The organism is Solitalea canadensis DSM 3403, from assembly GCF_000242635.2.
GTDB classification, from domain to species: domain Bacteria; phylum Bacteroidota; class Bacteroidia; order Sphingobacteriales; family Sphingobacteriaceae; genus Solitalea; species Solitalea canadensis.
Genome location: NC_017770.1, coordinates 112793 through 137879, shown reverse-complemented (window position 1 = coordinate 137879; position 25087 = coordinate 112793). Strand labels below are relative to the sequence as shown.

The 25087-nt window shown below is 37.7% G+C and carries 21 protein-coding genes; 4 read left to right on the top strand and 17 right to left on the bottom strand.

Features of this window, described 5'->3' with window-relative positions; translation table 11 throughout:
* Window positions 1-118: 118 nt before the first annotated feature.
* The 6 genes from SOLCA_RS00515 to SOLCA_RS00490 form a co-directional block, all read right to left on the bottom strand.
* A complete protein-coding gene (locus SOLCA_RS00515; RefSeq protein WP_014678487.1) occupies window positions 119-2197 on the bottom strand; it encodes a glycoside hydrolase family 65 protein in 2079 nt (692 codons plus the stop codon).
* Complete coding sequence (locus tag SOLCA_RS00510) at window positions 2175-3842, bottom strand: alpha-amylase family glycosyl hydrolase (RefSeq protein WP_014678486.1); 1668 nt, start codon at window positions 3840-3842, stop codon at window positions 2175-2177. The genes SOLCA_RS00515 and SOLCA_RS00510 overlap by 23 nt, the downstream gene beginning before the upstream one ends.
* 96 nt (window positions 3843-3938) lie before the next feature.
* Window positions 3939-5462: a RagB/SusD family nutrient uptake outer membrane protein gene (locus tag SOLCA_RS00505; protein ID WP_014678485.1), complete on the bottom strand. Its 1524-nt coding sequence runs from the start codon at window positions 5460-5462 to the stop codon at window positions 3939-3941.
* An 18-nt stretch (window positions 5463-5480) separates the two neighbouring features.
* Window positions 5481-8780, bottom strand: a complete 3300-nt coding sequence (locus SOLCA_RS00500) for a TonB-dependent receptor (RefSeq protein WP_014678484.1) — start codon at window positions 8778-8780, stop codon at window positions 5481-5483.
* Window positions 8781-8935: 155 nt separating this feature from the next.
* A complete protein-coding gene (locus SOLCA_RS22045; protein WP_014678483.1) occupies window positions 8936-9889 on the bottom strand; it encodes a FecR family protein in 954 nt (317 codons plus the stop codon).
* Window positions 9890-10003: 114 nt separating this feature from the next.
* Window positions 10004-10561, bottom strand: coding sequence for an RNA polymerase sigma-70 factor (locus SOLCA_RS00490; protein ID WP_014678482.1), 558 nt, complete (start codon window positions 10559-10561; stop codon window positions 10004-10006).
* A gap of 181 nt (window positions 10562-10742) precedes the next feature.
* Here SOLCA_RS00490 and SOLCA_RS22040 point away from each other — a divergent pair, with 181 nt between their 5' ends.
* Entirely contained in the window at window positions 10743-11591 is an 849-nt protein-coding gene (locus SOLCA_RS22040) for a hypothetical protein (RefSeq protein ID WP_014678481.1), read from the top strand.
* 20 nt (window positions 11592-11611) lie between these two features.
* Here SOLCA_RS22040 and SOLCA_RS00480 read toward each other — a convergent pair whose 3' ends face one another.
* The 11 genes from SOLCA_RS00480 to SOLCA_RS00430 form a co-directional block, all read right to left on the bottom strand.
* Window positions 11612-12109 carry a putative periplasmic lipoprotein gene (locus SOLCA_RS00480; RefSeq protein WP_014678480.1) on the bottom strand — a complete coding sequence of 166 codons (498 nt, stop codon included), beginning with the start codon at window positions 12107-12109 and terminating at the stop codon, window positions 11612-11614.
* 9 nt (window positions 12110-12118) lie between these two features.
* Entirely contained in the window at window positions 12119-12394 is a 276-nt protein-coding gene (locus SOLCA_RS00475; RefSeq protein ID WP_014678479.1) for a hypothetical protein, read from the bottom strand.
* A gap of 15 nt (window positions 12395-12409) precedes the next feature.
* A complete protein-coding gene (locus SOLCA_RS00470) occupies window positions 12410-13072 on the bottom strand; it encodes a hypothetical protein (RefSeq protein WP_014678478.1) in 663 nt (220 codons plus the stop codon).
* Between the two features lie 54 nt (window positions 13073-13126).
* Complete coding sequence (locus SOLCA_RS00465) at window positions 13127-14554, bottom strand: tetratricopeptide repeat protein (RefSeq protein WP_014678477.1); 1428 nt, start codon at window positions 14552-14554, stop codon at window positions 13127-13129.
* Between the two features lie 50 nt (window positions 14555-14604).
* Window positions 14605-15360 carry an ankyrin repeat domain-containing protein gene (locus tag SOLCA_RS00460; RefSeq protein ID WP_157604481.1) on the bottom strand — a complete coding sequence of 252 codons (756 nt, stop codon included), beginning with the start codon at window positions 15358-15360 and terminating at the stop codon, window positions 14605-14607.
* A 34-nt stretch (window positions 15361-15394) separates the two neighbouring features.
* Window positions 15395-16660, bottom strand: a complete 1266-nt coding sequence (locus SOLCA_RS00455) for a hypothetical protein (RefSeq protein ID WP_014678475.1) — start codon at window positions 16658-16660, stop codon at window positions 15395-15397.
* A 21-nt stretch (window positions 16661-16681) separates the two neighbouring features.
* Window positions 16682-17395, bottom strand: a complete 714-nt coding sequence (locus SOLCA_RS00450; RefSeq protein WP_169313278.1) for a WG repeat-containing protein — start codon at window positions 17393-17395, stop codon at window positions 16682-16684.
* An 8-nt stretch (window positions 17396-17403) separates the two neighbouring features.
* The gene (locus SOLCA_RS00445; protein WP_014678473.1) at window positions 17404-18186 is read right to left on the bottom strand and encodes a hypothetical protein; all 783 of its coding nucleotides are present in this window, start codon (window positions 18184-18186) and stop codon (window positions 17404-17406) included.
* Between the two features lie 765 nt (window positions 18187-18951).
* Complete coding sequence (locus SOLCA_RS00440; protein WP_014678472.1) at window positions 18952-19683, bottom strand: LytR/AlgR family response regulator transcription factor; 732 nt, start codon at window positions 19681-19683, stop codon at window positions 18952-18954.
* Between the two features lie 10 nt (window positions 19684-19693).
* The gene (locus SOLCA_RS22645) at window positions 19694-20893 is read right to left on the bottom strand and encodes a sensor histidine kinase (RefSeq protein ID WP_157604480.1); all 1200 of its coding nucleotides are present in this window, start codon (window positions 20891-20893) and stop codon (window positions 19694-19696) included.
* Window positions 20894-20935: 42 nt separating this feature from the next.
* Window positions 20936-21835 (bottom strand): sensor histidine kinase, encoded by a 900-nt coding sequence (locus SOLCA_RS00430; RefSeq protein WP_052308524.1) that lies wholly within the window; start codon window positions 21833-21835, stop codon window positions 20936-20938.
* A gap of 531 nt (window positions 21836-22366) precedes the next feature.
* On the opposite strand from SOLCA_RS00430, the gene SOLCA_RS00425 reads away from it, so the two are divergent.
* The 3 genes from SOLCA_RS00425 to SOLCA_RS00415 all read left to right on the top strand — a co-directional run bounded on the left by SOLCA_RS00425 (window position 22367) and on the right by SOLCA_RS00415 (window position 25070).
* Entirely contained in the window at window positions 22367-22897 is a 531-nt protein-coding gene (locus tag SOLCA_RS00425) for a hypothetical protein (protein ID WP_014678469.1), read from the top strand.
* A gap of 342 nt (window positions 22898-23239) precedes the next feature.
* Window positions 23240-23824 (top strand): RNA polymerase sigma factor, encoded by a 585-nt coding sequence (locus tag SOLCA_RS00420; protein ID WP_014678467.1) that lies wholly within the window; start codon window positions 23240-23242, stop codon window positions 23822-23824.
* Between the two features lie 103 nt (window positions 23825-23927).
* On the top strand, window positions 23928-25070 hold the full coding sequence (locus SOLCA_RS00415; RefSeq protein WP_014678466.1) for a FecR family protein: 1143 nt from the start codon (window positions 23928-23930) through the stop codon (window positions 25068-25070).
* Window positions 25071-25087: the final 17 nt, after the last annotated feature.

The window sequence follows — 25087 nt, the reverse complement described above, 5'->3', positions numbered from 1 at the left end:
ATCCTGCTTGTTTACTTATTTAATTATTTGTAAAAAACCACAACACTTGTTCTGAATAAAAAAGAAAGCCAAATACCAAAAACAAAACACCCCGGATTTTAATCGGGGTGTTCGTTTCTTATTTCGAATTAATCACTTTATATGTTTTCTTCTGTGGACCAACACCTTGTATGGTTAATGATTTCCAGTGATCAGGTAATTTACTTTTTACCTGTTGTATACCTTTTGTAGTTATATCCAAGCCTCCAAAGCCCATCATAACTGCTTGCAATACACCTCCCGCCCCTGTAGCAAAGTAAGGATTAGTACCTCCTTTTGTTTCGGCAATTACTCTGAACGGTGGATTTAAATTAGGCTCATAGGCATCTTTAAAATAATGAAGAGCCTGATCGGATTTACCTAAACGTGCATATAACAAGGAGAAAATAGCCTGCGTCATAGCAGGTGTACCAGAAACAGGTACACGCGATTGATAATAGACAAGATCTTTCTCAATTTGAGCAGCATCGGTTATTGTCTTAAGCGGGAAAGCCAGCAAGTTCACATCCGCTTGTTTAATGGTCTCACCATTATAGGTTGCATGTTCGCGGGTAACCCCATCCGGAAACTTAAGAATAGGAATGCGTTGTGCAATTTTCATCCACTCCGGATTTTCCTTTTGGCCTACCATTTTTGCGGCGGTTGCAGCTATTTCAAGATTTGCCTTTGCCACCGCATTCGTAAATGCATTATTATCTACATTTTCAGCCCATTCATCAGCAGCTACTACATTTTTAATCTCATATTCACCTTTATCATTTAGCTCAACACGGCTGGTCCAAAAATCGGCGGTAGCCTCAATAATCGGCCAGCCTTTTGTTTTTAACCACTGTACATCTTGGGTTGCGCAGTAATAATTCCATGCAGCAAAAGCTACACAACCGGTTATGTGGTGTTCAAACGGACCACTCAATGCCCAAACCGGCGTTTCTTCTGCTCCCGATTGGGCACTTTCCCATGGATACATAGCGCCTTTGTAACCGTGCGAAAAAGCATTATGCTTCGCTGCTTCGAGTCGCTTAAATCGGTAATCAATTAATGATTCGGCAATTTCAGGATGTAAGAGCAATAATGGTGGCATCATCCAGATATCGGTATCCCAAAATACGTGACCGTTATACCCTAATCCCGATAAGCCCATTGGGGATAATGACATACCCGACCCTTCACGAGAAAAGGCATACAGGTGATAAAGCATGCTCCTTACATCTTGTTGAGCTTGTTCATCACCTTCAATTAGGATATCACTTTGCCAAAGGTCGTCCCATGCTTTATTATGATGATTGATCAAGCGATCTCTCCCTTGCATTTTGGCAAAAATGGTTAATCGCTCTACTTCATTAAGCGGATCAGGATGATGTGCTGAAGTAAGAGTAGCCCCGGCAACAGCATAATCATAAATTGAGCCTGCATTCAACTTTTTACTAAAACGCATGCTATGTTTATTGTTATCATACATTGCATGTATGACATCCGGTTGTTGCTGTTTATCTTCTTCAAATAAAAATGTAGTTGATGCAGCAATATCAAATTTGCCCGTCGGACTTTTTGCTGTGGAGGTTAACAGCTTTATTGCCACATGAGAACGAACAATTTCATTGTAATAGTTTTGAACATCCTTAAGAGCATCAGGAGTTTCCATTACGTTTGAAGCATTAATTTCGATGTCCTTTAGCGCTGTAATAGCAACATCAACCATTACCGAATAGGGTAAATGACGGAGTGCGTAGTAAGTATAACTGACTTTGGCTTTATCTTCCAACTCAAATGAAGCGGAAAACCTTCCGTGCTTCATATCCAACTGCTGTTGGAAATTTTTAATCGTACTTGCCGAAACGGTCCGACCATCTATCGACAAACTCATATTGAGCAGATTAATGCTATTAATAAAGTTACTTACCCTTCCGCGACCATATAGGTCGTAAGCTCCGGCAAGCACTATACTCTTCATTTTTAAAGGCTCGGGCGATGATGTAATTCCGACCATACCATTGGCGATGGAAACTCCATAGTAGTTGGACGGATCGATTTTATCAGCCTTAACTATCCACGGATCTATTTGAGCAACAGCACTCCCATTAATAAATAAGGTTGCGATAATAACGCATAAAATATACCTGAACATTGTAGTTAGATTAGTTGATTTTAAATATTCCATAAGCTGTAGCGTCAGTAATTATGGCAATTTCGTTTTTACCATTAACATTCACCTGGATACCTTCTGCTATTACTGGAGTAATGCGTTTGGACTTCTTGGTTATATTGATGCGCTGCTTTTTCCCTGACGGATTTATCACCACAAGATACTCTTCTTTATTTATCCTTCGATGATAAACCAATGGGTAAAGATTACCAGGAGTGTTGTAAAATTTCAGCTCGGTATTTGTTTGCAGTGCAGCTGCATCAACTCTTATCGCAAGCAACTTTCGGGTAAAATGAAGTAAGGATGTGGAATCACTTTTTTGTGTTTCTACATTGGGTCGGTTTGAAGAACTATCTAAAGGCAAATAAAACTGATCTGCTACAGCTGAGGAAAACCCTGCTCCGCTACTCTTATCCCATTGCATCGGAGTGCGGGAGCCTGCACGATTTCCTTTCGTTAACACACTTCCTTCCTTATTGGGTAAACCATTTATGTATTTCATCCCTATTTCGTCTCCATAATAAACCAATGGAACACTTGGTAAGGTAAGGAAAAAGGTCATGGCTGCTTTCAGTTGTGCCATAGTATTTCTGTCGCCACTTGCAGGGCGTTGAAAATCATGGTTAGCTGTTGGCAGGCATAAAAAGCCTTTGTTTTCTACATCGCTTAACTGTTGTTCATAAATTTTGATAAAGTTTAACGGAGAACCGTTGCCGGCCAAACTAAAGTAACAGGTATCATGTGCGTACACTCCTTCTTTATTAAAGAACATTGAGCTGTAAGCGGTATTTCGTAAATGGATGAGAAAATCCATCATAAAATTGGCTTTGATGGATTTAGATGGATCGCCCCACTCTGCTATTAATATGCCTTCCTGATATTTTGACTGGAAGTGTGAGCGGATTTCTTTCCATAGCTTATTGGTGGCACGCAATCCCGGATCATTCTTTATAAGCGAACCCGCCATGTCTACCCTGAACCCATCGGCACCCATATCCATCCAAAAGTCCATAATTCGCATCAACTCTTCTTTAGTCTTTTGGGGACCAGCAGCCGTAACAGGCTGTTCCCATGGATTTTTAGGATCAGGTTTACCATAACCATAGTTTAATGCCGGCTGACAATCAAAAAAATTCTTACGATAGGTGCCATTTCGCTCAAATACGCCTGATACGAATTTGGCAGGTTTTAACGTAGAATCACTCGTCCAGATGTACCGATCGGAAAATTCATTTTTTTCCTTTTGTTGAGATGCCTTAAACCAGGGATGTTGATCGGATGAATGTCCGGCAACAAGGTCTAGGCAAACTTTAATACCGCGCTTATGCGCTTCAGTGAATAAGTTTTTCAGGTCATCGTTAGATCCGTAGCGTGGGGCCACTTTATAAAAGTTGGTAACATCGTAACCGGCATCAAAAAATGGAGATTCAAAGCAAGGGTTAATCCAGATCGCATTACAACCCAACCATTTGATATAATCTAATCGCTGGATAATTCCATTGATATCACCAATTCCATCGCCATCAGTATCCTGAAAACTCTGTGGATAAATCTGATAAAAGATGGCTGATTGTAACCATTTCGGAACAGGTTTCAGTGATTGTGAAAAAAGCGGAGCCGAAAACACTATTAACAATAGCGCAGCAAATAACTTCTTCATAAATAATCATTTAATGATTTAAAAAATGCTTTATAGAACACAAAGCCTTTGTTAAGAATAACCCACGACCACTTTGGGCCGTGGGTTACAAAGCTCTTAATAACCCGGATTTTGAGTTAGGGTTGAGTTGGCTTCAATAGCACTTAAAGGAATTGGCAAGAGGATTTTATAATCAGGTGTTACAAAATTCTTCTCAGCGCGAGGTGCCGTGTATTTCTTGAAACGCACCAGATCCGTACGACGATTTCCTTCCCAATACAATTCATATCCACGCTCGTTCAAGATCTTGTCCAAATCTAATGTTGTATAAGCAGGTTGACCTCTTTTCGTATTTCGCAAGTAATTGATATCAACCAAAGCTCCTGCTTCATCACCAGCTCTGAATTTAGCTTCAGCTCTCATCAAATAAGTATCCGATAAGCGATAGAAAGGATAATCATTACCTGCATTACTGGTATTGGTGGTTGATGGATTAGGTGCAAATTTTACCACACGTACACCTTGCTCTTCTTTTGAGTTTTTGATACTGAACTCTTTCGTAAAAATCAAAGGTTCTCCGGTACGCGTTTTCAACGCAACACCAGCCGGCGAATATTGCTGACCGATCAAAAAGCCCTGGTTAAAGCCCAACTGACTAATCAACCGTTTATCGCTAAAACGTTTATCATTAACATCCCATGTATCTACAAACGTAGGCGTGGTACAGCAACCGTTCCACAAACCGGTAAAGTTTCCGAACTTTTGGTTGTAATGCAAGGTAATCGGAATCCATACCGAACCAGTTAATCCGTTGGTCTCATCATAAATAACTGACAATATAGACTCTGTGCTATGTAAATACTTCGCATTATCATATTGGAACAAGCCCCAATAATCATCAGCAATCTGATATTGTCCTGAATTGATGATATCATCACATGCCTTAATCGTTTCAGCCCATTTAGTTTTTCCTGTATAAACCTCGTGATTAAGGTAAACGTTAGCCAACAACATTTGAGCAGCAGCTTTCGAAACTCTCCCGTAAGGAACATCTGCCTTATTTTTTAATACAGGAATAATTTCATTAAGCTCTTTGATAATACGTTCAACAGCTTGCTCACGAGTCAGGGTAACCGGCACTTTTGAGTAATCCGTTTCGGTATATTCTCTGAAAGGGAATTTACCAAAGTTGTCGGTTAACTTAAACATGCAAAGTGCCCTAATAAACTTCACTTCTGCAATGTAGCCTTCTGTTATTTCTGACTTTGGAGAGGCGTTCAAATATTGTAATGCAACATTACAACGTGTTATTCCCAGCATGAAACTATTCCACGTATTGCGCACGTACGTATTGGTAGGTGCGTAATCATGCGTAAATAATGTCTGTAAATCCGGGCTCACCCAGTCAGAACCTCTGGCAGGCCAGGCCAATTCATCCGTTACCGATTCCAGCGTTCCCCAAACTCCTGAACGATTCTGTAAATCTCTCAGGTAGGCATAAGCCGGGGCAACAATCATTTCTACATTCTTACTGTCAGAAACAACATTATTGCCATTAACCTCGTCTAAAATCTCCTCGTCTACAGAGCAAGATGACGTTGCTATCACAAATGCACTAATCAGTATATATATTTTTTTCATGTTACTTTTCAATTAAGATTAGAATTCAACATTAACTCCGAAAACAACCGTACGCGCTTTAGGATAGGTAGTCCAATCGATACCGATAGAAGGAACACCTCCCGAAGAATGATCTGCATTAACCTCCGGATCGTAACCTGAATAATCCGTGATAATGAACAGGTTGTTACCCGTTACGCTAAACCTCAACTTACTTAACCACTTGATATTACTCACATTAACTGTATATCCTAATGTAGCATTTGACAAACGCAGGAAAGATCCGTCTTCAATAAAACGACTGCTATACGTTAATGTACCGTTATAGTTTTCAGTAGTTTGACCAGCCTCTTTAGATGCGTTCCATTCTTTTGCAATCAGTGTGTTTTGATTCATGATGTTAGCAACGTTGTTATAAACCTTATTGCCGTATACACCGTTAAATGCCATATTAAAATCTAATCCTCTGTAGCTTAAGCTTGAGTTAAAGCCATAGGTAAACTTAGGTAGAGCTGATCCCAGCGATTGCTGAGTTTCAACTCCATTGGCATCCTTCTCAAACACGCTATTGCCAAGCTCATCAAAGCCCGTGAATTTACGTCCCCAGAATGTTCCGATCGACTCGCCATTCTTAATTATCTGCGAAGAATAACCCGTGATACCAGGTCCGCTTGGCGATCCGGTAGTAATCTGACTCATTGGTAAGCCAGAAACGTTGTTCTTAACGGTTGTAAAGTTTACTCCGGCATCCCAGGTAAACCCTTTCTTATCTACAAGAATTCCGTTTAAGGTAAGTTCGATACCCTTATTTCTGATTTTCATATCCGACACATTGGTCCACACGCGTGTGGTTGGCGCCGGAGCTACAGAATACACTTCTAAGAGCACATCACTGGTAGTTTTATCAAACACATCAATAGTTCCGGAAATACGTCCTTTTAAAAATCCAAAGTCCAGACCGGCATTCATTTGATTCGTTTTTTCCCAGCGGATATCGGGATTTGGTGTACGAGTAAGCGTTACCCCTTGTATTACGTTTTTAGCTGAACCGTCCAAAATTGCACCCGCAGAAGATCCCAACAACATTTGAGAAATCTTATTTGGGATTTCCTGGTTACCGGTAATACCCCAGCCTAATCGCATTTTCAGACTACTGAAAACATTTAACTTCTGGATGAATTCCTCTTCGTTTAGTTTCCAGGCAAAGGAAGCAGAAGGAAAATATCCGTATTTATTATTCGCACCAAATTTGGTTGATCCGTCGGCTCTTACAGTAGCAGTTACAAGGTACTTGCTATTTAAACTGTAATTAACACGACCAAAAAAAGATTGAAGTGCATTTTTAACAATCGATGAGCTAACAGTTGCCTGTTTAGAGTTTCCTAACCCCATGTCATTGATGTAATCAAAATCATTTACCGTAAAACCATCCTCACTCAACTTGTACGATTGAACTTTAAACTGCTGATAAGAATGGCCCAATAAAACATTGAAACGATTATTGGTATTTATAGTAAAATCGTAGGTAAGGAAATTCTCAATCAGATTACTCGATAATGACACGTTGCTGATATCAACCGTTCCCTTATTTGTCAAATAGATAAGATTATGATTTTGGGTTACTTTTCTGGAAGCATTAGAATGATCGGCCGCCAAATTGATCTTATACTTTAAGCCTTTAATGAGCTCAAGCGAGCCATTAATATTAGCAAGTATACGGTCCGTTTGGTTGTTATCATTAGTTAGCTCGATCATGGCTAATGGATTACGAACATCCTTACTCATCTGGTTAAATGAACCATCAGGGTTATAAACCGGAAGTGTAGGATTAAGCTTTAAAGATGACAGAATAACATCACCTTCATAACCGCCTGTTTCACCAATAGGCACACGCTGATCGCGAGTTCTTGCGGCTGTTAAGTTGGCTTCTAAACGTAAACGATCATTGATAAGGTTTTGGATAACATTAAAACGTCCGGTGATTTTCTCCAGTCCGGTTTTCTTGATAATACCTTCCTGATCCAGGTAACTTAACGAAGCCCTGTAGGAGCCCTTATCATTACCACCGCCATAGGATAAATTATGATTTTGAGTATACGCAGTTTTGTAGATCTGATCCTGCCAGTTGGTGTTGGCACCATAATCTCCACCAGTAATTCCTCTTGAAGTTCGGAAGGCTTTAAACTCATCTGCGTTTAACAGGCTTAATTGTTTAGGCAAAACTCCAACTGATCCTGTTGCTGAATAGTTAAGCGTTCCCTTTCCTGCTTTTCCTTTTTTAGTTGTTATAAGGATAACACCATTAGCTCCCCTTGATCCGTAGATAGCAGTTGCAGATGCGTCTTTCAATACATCCATCGATTCAATATCATCAGGGTTCAAGAAGTTCAACGGATTTTTGGTAGCATTACTTCCAGCTCCGGCAATTGTTGCACCCGAAGGTTGAACATCCGTAATATCCAAAGGCACACCATCAATTACGTATAACGGGTCCTGACCTGATCTTACTGAATTGGAACCACGGATACGAACAGAAGCTCCGGCACCTGGCTCACCACCATTATTTATTACATTGATACCTGGTAATCGACCCTGAATTAAATCAACAGGGTTAACCACTGTTCCTTTGTTAAAATCTTTAGTGCTGATAGATGAAACCGATCCGGTAACATCTTTCTTGTTTACCGATCCATAACCTACTGAAACCACCACCTCTTTAAGTCCAACCGCACTGTTTTGAAGTTTTACATTGATGGTGTTTTTAGTTCCCACAGTAATTTCCTGAGAAACCATACCCAGGTAAGCAAAAATCAATACCGTTTCATTGGAAGGCACTAAAATTTCGTACTGTCCGTTAGCATCAGTAGTGGTTCCGGCTGAAGAGCCTTTCATTCCGATTGAAACTGCCGGAAGCGGAAGACCTTCGCTATCGCTTACAATACCGGTAACCTTGCGTTTATCGGCTTTGTTAGTTGCTGAACTATTTTTCAGTAAAATCAGGTTATCTTTCTGAACAGTATAGCTAACTCCTGAGTTTTGGAACAAGGAACTTAAGACCTCTTGTATGGATGAGTTCTTTACATGAAGTGTAACTTTTCTTGTGACATCCAATTGTTCACGCTGATAGAAGAAACGATACGGAGTTTTAGTTTCGATAGCTTTAAATACGTCGGTGATTTGAGCATTATCGAAATCGAGTGTAAGTGCGTTTTGCGACTGAGCGAATGCTGTCCCTGAATTACAAAAAACACTTATCATCAAGATAAACAGCATACACTTAAGCACTGCTTTTTTTATCTCTTTTCGAATATTAAAGCAGGTATTTATATTATTTTGCATAGCTTTAATTAAAGATTAATTCTAAAGTTTCATTTAAGTTGATCTTATGTGCCGAGAGACGCTTCGACCTTTCTTTCGGCACTTTTTTTATGGTTACGTAGGTAATTCTTTTTACTTCATAAGCAATTGGTTTTTTTGGTTGATTAACACTTTCCTTATTGTTTCTCTATTAAGATAATGTTGTTGTTTACCAGCTGATACTTAATCGGCAATGTTTCTTTGATCAGGTTAAGTACCTGAATAATGTTTTCGTTACGGATGCTTCCGTCATAGTGGTAATTAAGTAATGATGAATCCTTAACGATAAACTGAACATTATACCGACTCTCCAGAATGCTTAACAGCTCACTGAACTTTTTATTCTCAAATCGTATTTCAGATTCTTTCCAAACCGAAGCGACTTCTGAATCAACACGGAGCAATGTCGACTTGGCCGATACCGTATTATAGCTGAATTGCTCTCCGGGAGTTAGCATAACCGGTTTAATATTTACACCTTCATTAGGGATAATTTCAATTGAACCCTCTTGTAAGGTGGTAACTACATTCTTGCTACCGGGATATGCTTTTACATTAAATGTGGTTCCGTGAACAGCCACACTGTACTTAGATGTATGTACAATAAATGGAGTATGCGGCATTTTAGCCACTTTAAACCAGCCTTCTCCTTTCAAAAAAACTTCTCTCAGTTTATTAGAAGGGTCCAGTTTATAGGTTAGTTCGGAGTTTGCATTCAGAAAGATGGACGATCCATCAGGAAGGATGGTCTGTGTAATTGACTTACCGGGAGCAATAAATTTAAATTCGGCCACCTCCTTTTTAAGATTAGGCTGAATGGCTAATACATAAATTAACATACCTGCTACAAGAATGGCTGCTCTTGTACCAATGTATTTTACCATACGGATAATCTTAGTCCGTCGGTGCAGTTTTTCATCTACCGCAATCTTGGTGCAAATTTTTTCAAACAAAGGTTCTGTAGCCCGTCGATCTTCGTCGGTGCTTACAGTCTGAGATAACTCCAGATAGAGTTCGTTTTTAACTTCAAACTCTATTTCAGGATGATAAAATGACCGGACAATCTTTTCCTCGTTGTTTCCCGATTTCATATAATACATTTAAAGGCAGGGCCTTTTATTGGTTGTGTTATGACTAATACACTACTAATACGTACAAGTAGCATCAACTACTCACGCCTAAAAAAAAATAATGCAGATGTGTTTTTAGCAGAAGTAAAAAAAGACCAGATAGAGCATGTACTTACTATCAATATGCTCTTTCAGGAATGACATTGCACGGTAAACCTGGTTTTCTACCGTTCGTTTGGATATGTTTAATTGTTGAGCAATTTCGTCGTAGCTCAAACCATCTACCCTGCTTAAGGTAAAAATGAGTCGCCTTTGCTCAGGCATTTTAGCAATAAGACCATTGATTTGATTTTGAAGATCTCCTAATGATAAATAATCTAATGTGGAGTGGTCTTCTTCAGAATGTTGAAATAATGAAAGTTCGGTATGCAGTTTTTCCAGCTTTCGCTTTCTCAGCTGATCATAAATAAGGTTAACGGCTGTTTTAAAAATGTAGGCTTTAATATTTTTAGTATCATCCAAGACATCGCGCTGGTTCCACATTCTAATAAACACCTCCTGCACCAATTCTTCAGCATCATGATTTGATTTAAGATAGGAATTCCCAAAACTGTAAATCTTGGGCGCATAAAAGTCGAACAGTTCTTTAAAAACCGTTCTACTTTTATCTTGATCACTATCTGCAATAAACATAATACTTGGGAAAGCCGTAATTCAATTTGAGGGAGCGCCGTAATTTGTGGCGAAATATACACAAGTGCTTGTACATACACAAAAAGACGATCTTAAACCAAGCTTCAGATAATCTTCCTGAATTACTAAAAATGACGATCTTAAACCTTCAACAAAATTGACCAAAAACACTTCTAATTTGATGAAATCGCATAATTTGCTTATTGTTGTAATACAAAACACCTACATGAAAACCATAACCATTACCCTAATTATTTCCTCCTTATTTTCTTTTAACACGCTGGCAAAAAAGGTGAAAAACAGCGCCAATAAATTAGCTAACTATTTAATCGAAAGACCTGAAACCTGGTTTGCCAGAAATTATACAGGTAAAATCGACAACAAATTGGATGTAGTATTTCAGCTTAACAATAACCAGGGAGCTATAGCGGGCTATTATTTTTACCAAAGCAAGGGAATTGAAATTAAGTTAAAAGGAGAATTGAAAAATGACTCCTTGCTAATTTTCGAGCTTAATCATAATGGAGAAAAAGTAGCCAAAATTCAAGGGGTATTTAAGGGCAAACAGTTTAACGGAAGGTGGATAGATTTAAAATCTGCTAAAAGTTTGCCCATCGCATTTTCAGAAGTAAATCTAAAAATACCACCATTGCCAGCTAACCTGGAAGGAAATTACAAAAATGCTAACGGTACTGCCTGCACTTTTGCGTTATCGATAACTAAAAAAGAAGGTGAATATTTTTACCGAATAAAAACAGATCAGCGAGAGCTTAATGGCAAAGTGCATTTCTTCAGAAGCTTAACTGAACAGCAGAATTACCTCATCTTTAAGGGAATAAAATGGGCCGAAAATGAAGGAGCTTTGGATGAAGACGGAGAGCCGAAAGTAAAGGATTTAAAAATCCCTACAGATATCGAGGGACTCTTAAGTGAGAGCGAAATTCAAATACAGAACTCCGGCAACGCAATGAATTCCTATGTTAAGTTTTATGACTGCGGGGATAAGTATATTTCGTTAACGAAAAAGTAGTTTCAACTAAATCCGCCTTGTTATTTTAAACACTCATTTGTTAGCGTATCTGTTTGTCCGGCTTGATTCAGGTAAATTGTCTTGATAATTTTTAAAGAATCATTCGGACATCTCTGGTAGTAAACATTCCCTAAATACGCTTCAGAATAATCCCATAAATAAACATTGGCAAGTTGGTACGGGTCTTTTGTTGAATGGAGGAAATTATTGGTTTCGCTTGTGTATCGGTAAAAATCAAGAGACCTATAGGCAAAAATGACTCCTTTGTTTTGTCGATTGTTGAGGGTATCAAAATAATGCAGCATTAATTGTTTAAGGCTGTCTGCTGTGGCCGGAGGATTTCTTACTAAAACCGTTTCATACAATTTGTTACCATATAACGAATCATCCCTATGGATGATATTGAACCCATCTGCTTGCTTCGTGTGTTTTTCGAGGTAATAGAATTTCACTTCATGATCATTCTGACAAGCCATGAAAAATAATGTTGATGAGATGAATGCAAAGAACTTTTTCAAAACGACTGCTTAATAAAGTAAAACAAGTCCATAAATAATATGGGCAAGCAACAACAATAATCCGATGATCAATAACACTCCATTCTCTTGCCGGTTGCTAAACAGCAAAAACACTTCATAAATAATCAGAAACACAATTACCGCAAACAAATAGTATAATCTGGCCAAATTATAATAGCCCCCTCCAACCGATGAATGGCCACCTTCTTCATGCAAAAAGATAAGCCTGATCACTATTAATAGAACAACTAACAATAGTGTTTTAATAATTAAACTGGTTTTCATTATCCGAGCAGGTTGTTAGTTCCTTAATTCTTCTATGTATTTTTCCCGATCACAACCACCAAAATCAATCAAGCCGTTAACATTATCCCAATAACAGGTTTTAGAAAGCTTTTTATTATTGAGCACTATTAAGCGGTCATAATCGGGAGCAAAGAAGATGTATTTATTTTCTTTGGGAAGATTCCAATAAAGCCCATTATCCGTATTCGGATTCTTAATTCCTTTTCCGTACAGCTTTATAAGTTCTTTAAGCAGTTGAGCTTTTAGCTCCGGAGTATTTAATTCGATGCGATAGCCATAAATAACGCTGTCCGCATTAAGTTTGGACAATTCCTGCGTTAATTCTTCTTTTGTTTTAAAGGAAGATATACGCAAATGGCCCATTCCGTCGTGGAGGCTTGTATCTTTTTTTGTTATATCCGACTGAATCTGAAATACAATATTCACCCCATCAAGCTTCACCTCGTTAAAGGTAAAAGCGGTTGATTTTTTACATTCAAGAACGATGGCAACCGGAACCTCCACAGTGTTGATCCCGATAAAATTTCGATCTCCAAACTTAACCAGTTGTTCTATTTTTTCATCCAATACTAGTGTTGCCAAGTTGACCTTACGCTGACTGGAGCATGGCCCAACCATTAACATATACAACAGTACTAACGAAAAACTTTTTACCATCTTAAAATTGTTTACTCAATCTTCTTCTATTCATTTTACAACAGACCACTTGGGTTAGTTAATTGCATCTTCCCAAATGGTTATGATTTTATCAGAATAGTAATAATTACCCGTTTTAATCAGTGTATTTAAAGTTGCTGTGTTGATGGCGATTTCCGGAAACTGCCGTTTAGCCTCACCTATGTACTCGTTTTTCTTTTCAGTATCTCCAAGTAAATGAGCGGCAAGTATTCGCCCTATATGTGTGTCTATACTTTTAGTATCAAGTATCATCGATTGATCAAATAATTTTTGAGCGTCTTTGTATCGCTCCGCATCCAGTAAACAATATCCATAATTGCCGAGTTGAACAGCATCGTCAGGATACTTTGAAAGGTATTTTTCGTAAGCATCCGCTGTCCGGCGGTAATCCTTGAGTTCTTGATATACTTGGGCAATATTGAGTTGAAGAATGGTTTGTGAACTATCTAACTTTAATGCAGCATCAAAATCTCTCAGCGCTTCAAGCCAATCTCCTTTTTGTTGGTAAAGTCGTCCCCTTTGGGCGTAATAGCCATAAAAATCGGGATACATCACAATAAACCTATTGTAAATAGCCAGCGCCTTTTTCCAGTTTTTTAGTTGCTGGTAAGCCTGACCGGTATAGAAAATTAAATCATCATCAAAATTTTCCTCATCACCGATGTAAGCAGTTAAGCCTTTTGTGCGATACTCATAAATCTTATAGATTGCTATTGCCCGATAAGGATCAGGTATTTCAATCAGGCACCTTATGTAATTATGATAGATCCGGGGAATATTTTCGCTTTCATACTCTATGGCCTTCTCATAATTTTTACACGCGTTTTCATAGTCTTGCAAGAAATAATAATTATTGGCAATTATTTCATACAATCCGGCATTTGCCTTATCCATTTCAAGCGCATACATCGCCTCATCAGTTGACTGATTGTATTGCTTCAGATTGCCCAGGCATAATGCTTTTAATTCATGGTAATCTGGATTTTGTGTATGTATTATGATCGCTTTATTAATTGTTGCAGTGGCTTCCTCATAACTACCCTTATTAAAGAGCTCCATTGCTTCATCATAAAGTTTTTCCGGTTCCTGATTTGCTGAAACCGCAGCAACAGCTAAAGCCGGTTCTGGCTGAAGGTATTGATATTCCTCCACCTCACTCTTTATCAAAGGCCTGATGGATTTGATCATGTTTGACCCTTTTTCAACTCCTATTTCAAACAGTTTTCTAGTTATAAAGTAGTCTTTTTGTTCATACGGTTTTAACAATGCTGCGTACTTAACGAAATTGGGGTTATTTTTAATGGGTAACCTACACAATTTGGGAGTGTTTCCCAGCTCCACAATCATACTGTCTTTCTCTTTTCGAAAACTCCTAACGTAATTAATTTCTATCTGAATAGTTGTTTGTCCTAAAGCAAGTACTGAAATAAGAACAAACGCTACGGTAAAAAAGCTTTTCATATTTAATAGCGAATCAGAATAAGGTTTGATGTGAGTAGAAAGAGAACTACTTATTTAAGCAGCTGAACTATATTGGAATAGTTTCTTTTTTTGGCAATATCAATTGGCTTTTTGCCGTATGATGTATCATCACCGCAATCAAATGTTTCGGGTTTATTTTTGTTTACGCCCCGTTTCAGCAAGTATTCAACCATTGTCTTGTCATTCTGTTTTACCGCAATGATCAGCGCCGTTTCGCCTTCACAGTTGTTTGCATCTAATTCTTCCTTGCTCAATTTTAACTTATTCAAGACTTCGAAATCAGCTCTGCTCACTGCCATTTCATACATTTTAAGCTTACCACTTACATCGCCAGATTCCTGGCTGGCCCCTTTTAGCAATAATAGTTTTGCACAGTCATAATGATTATTGGCAGCCGCAAGACTAAATGCATCGTTATTCTTTATATCCCCACCTTTGCTCATTAAATACTCCAGAATGGCTTTTTCGCCTCTTCCGGCAGCTTCTTCAACGGCAGATTGTGTTTTGCTATTGATGTTTGCACCTGCTTCAACCAATAGCTTTACAGCAATGATATTTTTCTGCCAGATCGCAACCCTTATTGGTTCTACTTTATTTTTGGGTTCATAATTACCCGGAAATTTACTCGTTAGCAATTGCTTTATTTTCTCATTGTTATCTGCAACTATTGCATCATAAAACTCATTAACCACCGCATCTGAAGGAATCGACTTTTGCGACTGTGCAATTGCCGACTGGAAAACAAGCATCACTAATAATGTAAGAAGTAGCTTTATCTTTTTCATTCTTGTTAAATTGTATTTCACTGAGTCAATTGCCTCAATTTTCATAATAGTACGCGTATACTTCATTTATCGTGAGGTCTCCGTTATAGTTGTACACGGTCTTGGTACATCCATTTAAATCATTTACCGAAACAGAAGTCGATAATATCTTATTGTTTGCCTTATTAATAAAAATCACTTTGCCATTTTCATCCAACCTAGTGCTTTCATGCATTAACGATTGCGTTTTAGTGTTGTAAGACTTCAAAGAAGCATAAAATTCATCCTGCCGGTTTTTATATTCATAGACCAACCGTTGATCTTCGCTTACCTCCTCAATAATTCTTCCGCGGTCATCGTATCTACAAGCGGTTGTCCTAACTACATCTCCACTTCCATTCAGTGTTTCTTTCTTAACACATTGAAACTTATCATTTAGGTAGAATATGCCTGAAGTCATTATACTGGGTCCGTCAATAGAAACAATTGCATATTGATTCTTTCCATACTTAAAAACACTTTTGGATTTTAACCCTTTCTCATCTATTTTAACAATGCTATCAATTAGCTGATAAGCGTTTCTGTAATAAATTTCATTCGCATACGCCACTCCGTTGATTAATGTAGTATTGCTTTTTATCTGACCTTCGGAATTGTACACTGTTTCTATTTGCACAGCACCTTTCTTTGTTTTGACGCTATCTTCAAATAATTGTATGATTACTTTTCCGGTGCGGCAGGCTTGGTTAAACACCTTCTTTGGATAAAAAGAGGTATTTGAGTTAGTTATTAATTGCGTTGCGTAACGATTATCTATCTTCACTCTTTCTTTTAATAGTTTTTCTGCTTCCGTTTGATGCGTTGCTATTTCTGCTTTTCGTTTCTGTCCGTAATAAACCTTATCATTAAAAGGCACTCCAAAATAGTCTTCATAGCGTTTGATGTATTTTTCAGGATTGGCTTCAATAATCGGCATATCAACTCCATTTGATAGTATCATTCCCGATTTAAGTTTACTACCATCATTGTTGAAATAGTAATAACCATAATTTTCAAATTCGATCACTGTTTGGCTATTGATGTTCAGTACCAGCACTTCATCGGTATCGGCAAAGGCCTCGGCAAATCGTTTATAGATTGCCAAGTGATCCGTTAGTCCTTCGGCATCTTCTGTATCAAAAAACAGCAATGTAACCTGTTCTTTGTTCTTAACCGTATATAAGTTTTCGGCAGGCCGAGGGTTGTAAGTAACCAATTGTCTACTGGCGCACGATGACAACAATAACAAGATGGCGATAAATACAATAACTTTTTTTCTCATTAAAAGGGCAATAATGGATAATTAATGACTCTCGGTTTCTTTTACTACTCTACCATCTTTATAAACGATGTAATTTTCCCCATCCGCTTTTTGCAAGACCACTTTCCCATTTACAAATTTGTCGACAAACGTAAATTCGGGTTTTACCACCATTTCATTTTTATGGTTTAAGTAACCCCACCGTTGAGGCTCAACCATTACGGCAATCATTCCTTCATAGGCTCCTATTACGTCCTGATATTCAACAGGAATAACTATTTCGCCTTTAAGGCTAATCATGCCATAACGATCATTTTTGCCCACGCGAAGGAGCCCGTCTACCGCTCCTCCGTTTTCAATGTAGTCATAGGTAGGTGCTACAATTTCTATCCCATCAGTATTTACAAGTCCGAGCTTATCGTCTTTATTCACCTGGCAAACGCCATCTGCGAATCCCAAATCCAGTCCATCATAAATAACAGGCACTACAATTTCTCCTTTGCGATTAATAAGTCCAAGCCCTATCGACTCCCCTTTTGCATCTAATTTCGATACAGATGTGTACTCAGACCGACCCTCAAACCGACTAACCGAATAGAGTGGTTCTGCTCCAACCCAACAATTTCCCACCGTGTCGAGATGTCCGCTTAACTTCTCTAGTGTTTTTTTATTATTGGTGTTATTTTTTGGCTGACAAGAAACGAGCAAAATAGATAGAAGGACCAAAATGTAGTGTGTTGTAGTATTTTTGTTCATATGATTTCCTATTTGGTATCTCCTGTTTGCTGAACCAACTCTTCCAAACATTTGCTGTAATCAAAAGTTTCAAAGTGAATAGCTGCTTTGAATTTTACGCGATATGTATTGGTAGTAGATGGCATGTTATCCTCCATGGTATTAATTACCGTCTCATCTAAAGTACCTTCAATAGGTGATTTAGGGCGATACACATATTCCGTGTGTGAACCGGCCCCCATAAAATAGCCGATCAGTTCATGTAATTGTAAATGATCATTTATCCAGGCAAATTCATACGAGATATGACCATTAGGACCAATTGCATATAAATCAAATACGATTTTATTTTCCTCAATTTTGACATCTTCCGTATCAAACATTTTCCCTCCCTCGACCGTATTTTCGGCCTGCATAATGCTTTCACTTCGCATGTATAACTTAAATCCTTTGGGACTTCCCAATAAAACTAAGGTTAAACGAGGCAAATAATTACTTTCTTCATTATCCGCTTCCAATACCAACACACGGTCTTCATAACGATCATTATTTAAAAAACCCGAACTTTCATGCTGAACCCTATAATTATTATTGCTTAGAAACGGAGCAAGATTAAAAGTTGAAGTATCGGTTACATGATCGTTTCTTACTGAAAATGACTGAACCGTTCTTCCTTGTGCATAATTAGCTGCAGGAGCCGATTCCTTTCGTTTTTTAGAAGTTGTTGTTTTGCTTTCCGACATATTTGTACAGGCATAACCCAGCAATAATGAGCTAAGAAATACATAAAACATTGGGGGGGTAAAAAGCATTTTTAAGGTTCAAAAGTTTATCTGAAAACAAACCTCAAAAAAAATTTCTTGTGATTTTAAGTTGATATAAATTCGCTAAGGTTTAAGTGATATTCGTTGAGATCTGTTTTAAATCCGGCTGCTTAGATAGTTATTAGTATCGTCAATTAAACATAGTAGCTTTTACGCGTTGTGTGATTTAAAATAACTCAAAAAAAGCCTAATAGTGCAATAATCACAGTTTGATGAATTATTTTCTCCCGCCGCTTTCAGCGGGACTCACTTTTTTCATGCAGTGTTTTATTTTAAAGGTATTCAAAAATGCTTCGCATGTTTTTCTTCAGCAAAAAAAAGTAAGCAAAAAATGCTCTCGGCTCAGCCGAGACTGCGTACAGTTCTCCAACAGTTAATGCGAGTATTTAAATCATCTCTTCCGAAATGTAAGAGGCGATTTTGGCTTATACAATAACTCATGTTTTAAATTCACATATGTGAAATCAAATCGCACAACGGGTTAGTTTTTTTATTGGAATTTACGTTCTTATTGGGGGATGCATCTGAATCAATACGAACAATCCAAAGGCACTTTCGAATTCACCGATTTCCTGCAGCTTAAAACTGAAACCCACGCTATGATAAATCCGCTGCAGGCTTCCATAGAGTCGGACAATTGATTTTTTTTTAATAAGAAGATGGTTAGCGCATACCCAAATTAGGGTAAACAATTATAGCGTATTTTGCTCCTACTTTCATAACGACACACTCGTTATGAAAGAAAGGCAACACTTATTTAACCGCCAGTTTTAACACTCTATTAACTTCATGCTGGTACATACGGCCAATAGGAATTTCCTTTTTTTGTATCTCGATATCATCTGCCGTAAATGAGTCGATCTTACTAATTGCCACCAAATACGAACGATGAATTCTGACAAACTGATTAGCAGGCAGCATAGCTTCAAGTGAAGAGATAGATTGTTTAGTGATAATTTGCCTGAAGCTGGTAATTACTTTGATATAATCTTTAAGGCTCTCTACATAGAGGATATCTTTTAAAAAAACCTTCACCATTTTACGATCAGCACGGAAATAGATAAATGCTCCATCTTTAGAACCATCACTTATTTCTACAGGTTCACCAGCCGGTTGCACCTGGGTTTGCATCACCTTGTTAACGGCTTTGATAAAACGTTCAAAAGAAACCGGTTTCAGTAAATAATCCACGGCATCCAGTTCAAACCCTTCAACAGCATATTTTCTATAGGCAGTAGTAAAAATAACTTTAGGTGGATTTTTCAACGTTCTGATAAAGTCTGTCCCTAAAAGCTGTGGCATTTGTATATCCAGAAACAGTAAATCAACATTTTTTTGTTGAAGTACAGTCAAGGCCTCAACTGCATTGAAGCAAGCACCAGTCAGCATTAACCCCGGCACTGATTCTATATATTTTTGCAAAATAGCTATTGCGGGTGGTTCATCATCCACAATTAAACACTGTATTTTATTTTCGGTTATCATGGTAGAATAGTTAAGTGAGTATCGGTTCCCCAATAAATTTTTCGCTTGGACTATTAATTGAAATAACCTCCAACTCTAATGCTAGCGAAATCATATAAATATCCTCTTCCTTCAATAGTAGGAGTTCATACCTTTGTGGGTACAATGCGTCCAAACGTTTTCTCAGATCATAGAGATCTTCCGGCTCACCTGTCCCAGGAATTATCTCATCATTCGATTTACTGCCTGTTAGTTTAAAACTTAATTTAGTTTCATGTATACTGATGATCACACTTATCCAAGGGTGCTTTATTGCCTGTTCTGTGCTGTATTTTATACTGTTTTCTAAAAAGTGAAGTAACAATAACGGGGCAATCAGCTTATTTTTATAATCCCCTGTTATTTGAAGATTTACATCTAAACGTCCCTTACATTTCATTTTCTCAAGCGCTATATAATCCTGTAGCACATTTAATTCTTTCTCTAGTAACACAACTGATTGGTTGCAATCATAAAGCATATAACTCAGCATTTCAGAGAGCTTCAAGATCATGTTTTCGGCTTTGTCTGAGGCGGTTAACGAATAAGCGTAAATAGCAGTCAGAGTATTAAAAAGAAACCGGGGATGCAATTGCACTTTCAGCAAATCCAACTCGGCCTTAACTTTTTCTCTTTCGATACGTTCATTTTCCTTTTGCTTAATGTACCATCTTTTTAAAAAGGTGATTGCCGCACCGACTGCAATTACTTTGGGAGCTGAAAACAAACCCCATTGAAGATCGTACATCAGCGGAGAGGAGTCTTTTGCAGGCGAAATAAATAATCCATTATAAAGTACGTATCTCAATGAAAACCCTTTCTCTACAGAATTACTATCAAAATTAAATGTAGAGTGTACTTGACCGTTGACCAGCAACCAAATAAAATAATCAAACCCAATAAGGGTGAATCCTACTATAATCATTCCTAGTATGAAGCTTAAATAATCTCGTTTTAGTAGGTATCGAGGAATCAAATAATAAACAACACTATAAAAGGCCGAAATTTGCACAACAAGTATAAGTAGTGTATTAGCTAATGCGTAAATATTCAGCACGAAACCCGTACATGGCTTATCATCAAGAAGACCGGGAATAACATAAAAGTAAAATCCCCAGCCTAACCAGAAAACAAGATGGCGGAATTTATGAACCGATGGTTTTTCAGAAAATATAAAATCACTGATTGTCATATTAATCGCTTTAACATCCGGCAAAATCATTAGTTAGCAACATCAAACAGCTGATACGTTGAAATAGGATATATCGACTATGTCTTCTGAAATAACTGCAATTTCTGTTAACCCCACTGTTAGTTGGATTTTGAAAACCTCCCGTTCAGTACTTATTTTTAATGTATGTTGATTACCGTATAAAAGATTTAACCTCTTTTGCACATTAGCGAGTCCGATGCCATTATTTTTATCGTAAGCCTGAGAGACGGCAACCTGACTATTAACCAATTCCATTGACAAGTTTTGATCTGTGATAATAAGATTGAGTTCTATCCATGGATTTTGTAACACATTACTAGCTCCATGTTTAAAGCTATTTTCAATAAAAGGCAACAATAGCAATGGTGCAATAGATTTATTCTCAGGATTACCGACAACGGTTACCTGCATATTTAGTCGTTCTCCATAGCGTATTTTCTCCAGTTCCATATAGTTTTCTATCATTTTCAATTCTTTTACTAAAGGAACCTTCGGTTGATTGCATTCGGTGAGTATATACCTCAATAAGTTCGACAATTTTAATATCAACCCTGAAGCATTTGGATTGGAAGTAAGGATAAATGAGTAAATATTATTTAATGTATTAAAAAGAAAATGCGGATGAATTTGTGCTTTGAGCAGTTGCAATTCTGCTTTGAGCTTTTCCTTTATTAATAATTCTCTTTCTTTTTGTTTTTGATACCAATGTTTCCCGAATTTAATCACAGCTGCTAATCCGAAAAGCGTTGGAACATTATAGGCAAGATCCCGAACAATTTCATTTCTCAACATTAGTGGAGTCAGTGTTTTACTGAATATAGAGTTATAAGTTCCGATAATCGACTTTAATTCCGGACTTATAATCCACAAAAAGGTGTCTGTTATTATTGCAACAAACAAACCTGCAACAACCATAAGCATTTTTTTCCTCAAGGATCCTTTCAAAACGAAGAACTGATAAAGAATATAAAACACAATTATATGCCTAAACACATTAGAAGATGTTGCAAGTAATAAATCTGAATGGTACTGAGTAAACCGAAATTCCTGTAAGACAGTAGGGTGATTTTGATAGAGCCAGACACACCAGGGGGTTAGCAAGTAAGTCACCAGATAATAGATATACCAGGTTATCCAAAAGAGTAAATGCCGTAAAAACCGATTGGAAAAACGTTCGGAAAATATAAAATCATACGTTCCCATTTTTTAAGGTTCTTATTTATAAAAGTACCAATTGATTTCATTAAAACCTCTTTTTCAGCAAGTTATTAGACAAACAACACTTTTTGGATGACAAACGGATCTTTTCAACGATTAATGGCAATTATTGAAAAAACCGGGAAGAGTATTGGCTTTTAACCGCTTCCGGGCTAAATAAAAAATCCGGATTTACGATCACATTAACTTTATGCTAAACAATAGCAATGTGGTACAATACTAAAACGTAACGCTATGAAAAAGCTAACTTATTCCCTGTTTGCAGGAATCCTGTTTTCATTAATTTATGTAAACAGTATGTCAGCCCAGATAAAACTGCCGGAAGTATTGGTTTTGGGTTCTAGTAGTAAGAAAACAATAACAGAGAAAGTCGCCAAATCTTTTGATGGATTGTTTAAAGGTGCAAGTGATGTAAAATGGGTAGAAGCTGATAAGTGTTTTGTCGCCAAGTTCATTATGGATGATCTGCGCAACCAAGCCGTGTTTACCCCAAACGGAACATTAGTGTATCACCTCACCTATGGATTTGAGAAAAACTTGCCTAAAAATGTAAGAACCCAGGTAAAAAGTCAATATTTTGACTACAACATTACATCTGCCATACATATTAGTCAAGATAACAGAAGAATATGGCTGGTGAGTTTAGCCGATAGCCAACGTTTAATTTCGGTCGAGGTAGAGAATGGAACAATGAAAGAAATTGCAAACTATATAAATGGCGGTGATAAAGATGCACTCACTAAAATAGTTAAATACAACCAGTAACATCAGGGTAAATAAAAAGCACTTAAAATGATTTCAGTTCTATCAGGAAATCATTTTAAGTGCTTTTTGTTACGTCAACTAATGAGCTATCGATTACATTGTTTTATACTGGACATAACCTTCGCTCCGCTTAACTTCACAGAGCATGTAACATTCCAATACCTCTGCTTTTCATCAGCCAAATTCATCTTTATTTTATTAGCAGAATTATGTGATTTAACCCTTTGGGGACTGGAAAATGAGTTCATTTTCAATTTGTATCCGGCCGTTTTAATTCGTTTTTTGTTCAGCGTCAATACAATGCATTGTTTTTGATTTGAAATTTTTTTTTAGTTTCGTTTTATGAGCGGCTACGGAAAGTATGATGATAAGGAACTTATCCTCTTTTTAAAGGAAGGAGATCAGGCTGCGTTTACAGAGATATACAATCGTTATTGGGCATCTATGTATTCGCATGTCTATAAAATGCTGCGTAGCCAAGAAGAATCCAAAGACCTTTTGCAGGATATGTTCAGCTCCCTCTGGCTGAAAGCAGCCGACATCGATGAGCAAACTAAATTATCCGGCTATTTATACTTGTCTGCTCGAAACCGTGTGTTTAATCTTATTCAGCGTAATAAAGTTAAAAATGATTACCTAGCTTCTGTGGCTCAGTTCATTTCGGAAGCAGGCACAGAAACAATGGAGCGGCTGGATGAGAAGGATCTTATTAATGCAATCGAATCTGAAATTCAAAATCTACCCCCAAAAATGCGGGAGATTTTCGAGCTAAGCAGAAAGGCAAACCTTACCCACAAAGAAATTGCTGAAAAACTAAATATTTCTGACCAAACAGTGCGCAAACAAGTGCAAAACGCACTACGTATCCTGAAACCAAAGGTACAGGCTATTCAGGTTGGCGTTGCTTTTCTTTTATTCCTGCGCTAAAACGGCCATTTTCCTTAGTTCGTAAATAAATCGTTAATTTTTTCTTAATTCATCTACCCCATACCCCCTTGTTCAACTGTCTTACACTAAAAGACATACACATATGAACAAACAGGAGGTAGAAAAACTTTTCGAAAAATACAATAAAGGATTAGCCAGTCCGCAAGAACAGATCATGTTGGAACGGTGGTATCATCAGGAGTTAGCTAAGCAACAACTTTCTGATGATGAAGCTGATTTTGTTTCGTTAAAAGAGGAGATCTGGGATGGGGTATTAGACCGCGCAGGTTTACAGGAGAATAAATCTGTAAAGAAGTTGTTCCCGCTTTGGGCCAAAATTGCAGCGGCGGCATCGATTGTATTATTAATTTCCATCGGTATAAATTCTTATTTAGCCAAAAGAGCATCTGAAAATACCGAGTTAGCTAATGCCAATAAAATTGCTCCGGGTTCGAACAAAGCAATTCTAACACTTTCCAACGGACAAAAAATCTCTTTGACTGATGCTTCTAAAGGAACTCTTGCTAACGAATCAGGTATTGTCATAACCAAGACTGCTGATGGTCAGCTGACTTATAAGTTTAGTAATTCCACAGATATAAATGCATCAGCGTTAATTAACACCATAGAAACCCCACGTGGAGGTCAGCATCAAATTACATTACCGGATGGTACTGTGGTAACATTAAATGCTGCAAGTAGCTTAAAATTCCCTGCTTCCTTTACCGGATTAGCCAATAGAAAAGTTGAACTAAGTGGTGAAGCCTATTTTGAAGTAGCAAAAGACAAAAAGCATCCATTTATAGTTCAGTCGGGTAGTCAGGAAGTCGAGGTATTGGGTACACATTTTAACGTTAACACTTATCCTGATGAAAAGGCAGCAAAAACTACCCTTCTCGAAGGATCGGTAAAAGTTAGCGCAAATGGAAACGCCCATTTACTCATACCCGGACAACAGTCCATTCTCACTAATAATACCGTTGACATTGTTACAGCAAATATTAAGGAGACAATGGCCTGGAAAAATGGCTACTTCCGTTTCAATGACGATCGCATCGATGAAATAATGCCGCTGCTTAGCCGATGGTATGATGTTGAAGTGAACTATGAGGGTAAAATATCTGACGAGCGGTTCAGTGGAACGATCTCCAGGTATAAAAATATCAATGAAGTGTTAGCGATGCTAAGCTATTCTAACGCTGTAAAATTCAAAATTGAAGGAAGGAGGATCACTGTGATGAAATAATACTATTCCGTTTAACC